At 37.6% G+C, this 5,645-nt stretch carries 4 protein-coding genes and 1 pseudogene; 1 reads left to right on the plus strand and 4 read right to left on the minus strand.

The window, feature by feature from the left end; translation table 11 throughout:
• The 4 genes from ACIQ32_RS11035 to ACIQ32_RS11050 form a co-directional block, all read right to left on the minus strand.
• The coding region (locus ACIQ32_RS11035) for a TonB-dependent receptor family protein (RefSeq protein ID WP_396195746.1) at positions 1–1,792 on the minus strand (1,792 nt) is incomplete at its 3' end.
• Between the two features lie 107 nt (positions 1,793–1,899).
• Positions 1,900–4,005 carry a ferrous iron transport protein B gene (gene feoB, locus ACIQ32_RS11040; RefSeq protein ID WP_396195747.1) on the minus strand — a complete coding sequence of 702 codons (2,106 nt, stop codon included), beginning with the start codon at positions 4,003–4,005 and terminating at the stop codon, positions 1,900–1,902.
• Between the two features lie 5 nt (positions 4,006–4,010).
• A complete protein-coding gene (locus ACIQ32_RS11045; RefSeq protein WP_396195748.1) occupies positions 4,011–4,247 on the minus strand; it encodes a ferrous iron transport protein A in 237 nt (78 codons plus the stop codon).
• Positions 4,248–4,321: 74 nt separating this feature from the next.
• Entirely contained in the window at positions 4,322–4,996 is a 675-nt protein-coding gene (locus ACIQ32_RS11050) for an SCO family protein (protein WP_396195749.1), read from the minus strand.
• A 139-nt stretch (positions 4,997–5,135) separates the two neighbouring features.
• Between ACIQ32_RS11050 and ACIQ32_RS11055 the strand changes: the two are divergent.
• Positions 5,136–5,645 (plus strand): annotated as a pseudogene (locus ACIQ32_RS11055) (M13 family peptidase); the annotation flags it as partial.

The raw sequence follows: 5,645 nt of genomic DNA on the forward strand, positions 1-5,645 counted from the left end.
CGAACAAATCTAAGTTACCGTATGGTTTTTCTACTTCAAAGAAGCGGGTAATGTTTAAGTTAAAAAACCCTTCAATCCCTTTGTTTACTGTTTCTCCCAAGTTGGTTCTGTAAATGTAAGTACCTTGCGTTGGGTCGTTGTTTACAAATTGACGTACACCACCAATTCGGTTGTTATAGCTGAGGTAAAACAAACTGAAATCGAAGTTCAAATAGTTTTTATAAGTACCTCTGAAGCCTAAATCAGCATTGTATCCGTCGGCATCTTTTAGGTTGGGATCAATAACATCTGTAACAGCGGGAGGTGTTAAATCGGAGAACAATACCGGACGATAGGCTTGTGTGATATTAGCGTAGATATTGGTTGTTCTGAATTTATATTCCAAACCTAAACCAAATAAAGGTTGGTTTCTGACAATGGTTTTTTCGGGTAAAGCTACAGCGTTTCCGCTACTGAAACCAAATCGTCCTTGAGCATCCGATTTGATATACTCATAACGAACACCCGGAGTTACGCTGAATTTTTCGGTTACTTTGAATTGGTTTTCCGCAAAAAGCGCTACGTTTTCGGTGGTAAAATCTAAGTCGCGCGCAAATTCACCATCAATCGACAAATCAAAATCAGAACCTGTTGTTCCTTTACCGTCTTGAACACGTTGGGTATTGGCTTTATATAAACGTATACCGAAAGCCAAATTATTATCGATTTTACCCAATTTGTATTTCAATACGTTGCGGTTTTCTAAGCCGAAGTTTTTGTAGTAGTCGCGATCCACTCTTCTGTTGGCATAATCGTTAGTAGTCGTATTGATGACATCTTCTACATTTGGAGCTGCGGTGAAGCCCACACTGTTTCTTTCGCCAACAAGGCCAAAGAGTTTCGTATTTGAAGTTAATCGATCGTTTATTTTAGTGTCAAAATTGATTGAAAACACATTCCAAGGCGTTCCAAACCAGTTTCTTTCTCTTAAAGACTGACGCGGATTATTGTTAAACTGCTCATCGGTTAAACCACCGGCTTGTTGCATTTTGTAATCCATATTGGTGTATTCTGCCGAAAGTTTGGTGTCTTCAGTAAATTGGTATGCTGCAAAAGCATGAGTATTTCTAACAGTGTATTCGCTGTTTGCTCTCCAACCATCACCACTACGAGAATGGTTGTATACATAATAAGAGAATTTTTTATACTTCCCGCCAATGGCGTTATAACTACTCATTAAGCCATAACTGCCAACGGTGTTTTGGGTTTCGAAAGAGAATTTTTTGTTGTTTTCTCTTTTTAAAACATAGTTAAGGGTTCCGCCAAATTGCGGCCCGAATTGCAAAGAAGCACCACCACGGACCAAGCTGATAGTTTCAACGGCTTCTAATGGTGGATTATAGTAAGCTTCGGGATAACCGAAAACATCAGATGAAATATCATAACCGTTTTGACGGGTGTTGAGTTCCCAACTTCTGTTCGGACTCAAACCGCGAACGCCAACATTGATTTGAATTCCCGATCCGTCATTTTCCCATACGGTTACACCGGGAATACGAGCAAAAATCTCACGGGCGTTGTTATTGGTTAAATTTCCATTGATGTTGGAGAGTTTTAAGACTTCATTTTTTTTCCCTGAAAACAATACATTGTCTTTGGTTTCGGGCATTCTTTCCGGACTTTGTTGTTTGGGGATAATAATGACCGGAGCAAGTCTTTTAATAGTGTCGTTGGCTTCTGGTTCAAATAGGTCTTGGGCGTTTAAGGCATAGGTTGCCATTAGGGCAACAAGCAAAAAGGGTAAGCGTTTCATTTTTATTTAGATTAAATCAACACAGCAAAGATATTGTTTATTTTTATTTAGACAAATTATAAATAACAAAATTTTCAATTTATTTTATCGTAAAAAAGTGGAAAGATTTATTTCAAAAGTTGGTAGGCAATAAAAGAAGACAAGTAGGCAAATCCACTCATAAAAATCAATTGTATAATTGGCCATTTCCAATTATTAGTTTCTCTTTTTACGATAGCTAACGTACTTATACATTGCATTGCAAAAGCATAAAACAGCAGCAGTGAAACTCCGGTAGCAAGATTGAAAACTTTTTTCCCGTCCGGTCGGATTTCGGCATTCATGCGGTTTTTGATGGTGGTTTCTTCTTCGCTGTGGCTGCCAACACTGTAAATGGTTGCCAACGTACCTACAAACACTTCGCGAGCGGCAAAAGAGCTTACCACGGCAATTCCGATTTTCCAATCGTAACCAAGCGGTTCAATTACCGGTTCAATAGATTTACCCACAATACCGATATAAGAGTTCTCTAATTTGTGGGCACTGATTTGGTCATTGAGGTATTCTAAATCGTCCAGTTTGTTTTCGGCTTTTACTTTTTTAATCACCAAACTTTCTGCATTGTTAAAACCTTTGTCCGGTCCGTGCGAACCTAAAAACCAAAGAATAATGGATAATGCCAAAATAATTTTTCCTGCCCCAAATACGAAAGCTTTGGTTTTTTCTATCACATTTATCGCTACATTTTTAAAGAGCGGTAATTTGTAGTTGGGCATTTCTACCACAAAATAAGATTTGCTTTTGAGGTTAAGTATTTTATTCAAAAGATAAGCTGAAAAAATGGCCATACCAAAGCCAAGCAAGTACAGTAGCATTAATGTAGCGCCTTGTAAACTAAAAATCCCAAGCACTCTTTTTTCCGGAATAATTAGCGCAATTAAAATGGCGTACACCGGTAAACGGGCCGAACAAGTGATGAAAGGAGTGACTAAAATTGTAATCAATCTTTCTTTCCAATTTTCAATATTACGAGCGCTCATAATGGCCGGAATCGCACAAGCAGTTCCTGAAATCAAAGGCACTACACTTTTTCCGGAAAGGCCATATCTACGCATAATTTTATCCATTAAAAAAACTACGCGACTCATATAACCGCTCTCCTCAAGAACCGAAATAAACAAAAACAGAAAAGCAATTTGCGGAATAAAAATCACTATACCACCAATACCGGGAATAATTCCTTCGCTAATTAAATTGGTGAATTCGCCGGCGGGCAAATGGTTTTTAGTGTAGTTTGCTAAATTGGCAAAAGAGCTGTCTATAAACTCCATTGGAACACTTGACCAATCAAAAATAGATTGGAAAATAAGCATTAAAATTCCAAAGAAAATGGCGTAACCGAAAATCTTATGGGTTAATATTTTATCTAACTTAGCGCGTAAATCCGTAGCATTTGAAGCCTCTATTTTTTGACCAATTTTAAGAGTGTCATTGATGAATTGATAGCGCTTTATGGTTTCTTTTTGTTGTAAACGTTTTAAGTCGGCATGCGATTTGGCAAAGGAACTTTCAATTTCCTTTCGTTCCAAATTCAAGAAGTTGACATCTTGCGTGATTACCAACCAAAGTTTGTACAACAACTGATCCGGGAAAGCATTTCGCAGTTTATCAAAATACTCCGGATCGATCACAGAAGCATTCAAGCAAGGTTCTGTTGAGAGGTTTTTATAATCGACTATGGCTTTTTTAAGGTCATCAATTCCATTGCCTTTTCTGGTGCTGACCAAAACAATTTTGGTTTTTAATTGCACTTCTAAAAAAGGGATATCTAAAGAAATTCCTTTGGCTTTCATTCGATCCACCATATTGATGACCAAAATGGTTGGAATTTCCAAATCCTTAATTTGGGTGAAAAGCAGTAAGTTTCGTTTCAGGTTTTCAACATCCGTAACCACAACAGCTACATCGGGGAAAAGCTTGTCGTTTTTATTCAGCAACAATTCAATCACCACATTTTCATCAATGGAACTCGCATTCAAACTATAGGTTCCCGGCAAATCGAGTATATTCGCTTTACTATTATTCGGGAGTTTGCAAAACCCTAATTTTTTGTCCACCGTTATCCCGGGATAATTACCAACCTGTTGGTTTAAACCGGTGAGTTCATTAAAAACAGAAGTTTTTCCGGTGTTCGGATTGCCGATTAGCGCTACATTGATGTTTTGAATACTCATGTTGTTTACGGCTCTAGGATTTCAACTTCAATTTCATGAGCGGTTTCCTTTCGGATAGCCAAGTGTGAACCGTTGTTGACATTCAGATAAATAGGATCACCCAAAGGAGCAATTTGAATAATTTCCAACTCATTGTTGGGTAAGCAACCCATTTCCAAAAGCTTCAACGGAATTTTATCCAAATCAACATGAGTGATGATGGCTTTGTCTCCTATTTTTAATAAATCAACTGTGGTTTTCAATGCTTATTTAGATTGAATTAAGATTGCAAAAGTAGCGATAAAAAAAGAAAACAGTATGATAAATATCAGTTTAACTAATTTTTATCTTCTGTTAACAGCCAATGAATGTCTTCAATTAATTTTTTGATTTCTTCTTTTTTAGTGCCGTCATAAAAACCGCGCACTCTTCTTTCGGCATCGACCAAAACAAAGTTTTCGGTGTGTACCATATCGTATAATTCTTCCGGTTTTCCTAGTTTAACGGCCAGATAAGATTTGCGAGCCATGCTGTAAATGGCCTTTTTATCTCCGGTTACCAAGTTCCATTTCGAATCGATTACGCCTTTTTCCACAGCATATTTTTTCAATACCGAAACGCTGTCAATTTCAGGGGTTACGGTATGAGAAAGCAGCATTACTTTAGGGTTATCGGCAAACGCTTTTTGAACGTCAATCATATTGGTGGTCATGATAGGGCAAATCGATCCGCAAGTGGTGAAGAAAAAATCGGCGACATAAATTTTACCTTCATAATCTTTTTGGGTAATGGTTCTTCCGTTTTGGTTGGTAAAGGAAAAATCAGCAATCGTATGATACTTCGCCACATATTGTACGGTGCTGTCCACCAATTCCGGATTAACATCGGCCGGATTGAATATCGGCAATGTTTTTTGAGGTTTTAAAGCATTATAGAACAAGGAAACTGTAACGATTGAAAACAGTATAAAGGTGATGATTAAAATCCGGTATTTTTTGATAAAATCCAACATTTGGTTTTTTTGACAAAAGTACAAAAGCGCCATTACAATTGTAACTTCAAAGAGATAATCAAGACTTATATTTTTGTTAAAAAAACGATTGTAAACACTTAATCGGTAAATTTGTAAGTCTAACTTATTTTAATAACCTATGAAAAGAAATACTGTTTCAAAAGCATTATTGTTTGCTTTGGTTGCTTTGAGCATTGCACCAATGAGTGCACAAGAGAAAAAACCGGGCATAGATTTGTCTTTGATGGATAAAGCAGTCCGACCTAATGATAACTTTTTCAACTTCGTCAACGGAACTTGGTTTAAAAATACTGACATTCCTGCCGACCGCACCCGTTGGGGAAGTTTTGACGAATTGCGTCAGAAAACCGATGTTGATGCTTTGGCTATTTTAGAAGAAGCTTCCAAAAACCCGGCTTATAAGTCGGATACCGACCAAGGGAAAGCCATCAATTTGTATCGCTCCATCATGGATACTGTAGCCAGAAACAAAGCCGGAATCAAACCTCTGAAACCGTATTTGGACAAAATCAACAAAGTAAAATCGGTAGCCGATTTGCAAAAGTTAATGTTGGAAATGGCTTCTAAAGGCGGCATTGGATTTTTCGGAGTTGGTGTTGGCACCGATGCTAAAAACAGCAACCGTAAT

This window comes from Flavobacterium sp. (assembly GCF_044373165.1).
GTDB lineage: Bacteria > Bacteroidota > Bacteroidia > Flavobacteriales > Flavobacteriaceae > Flavobacterium.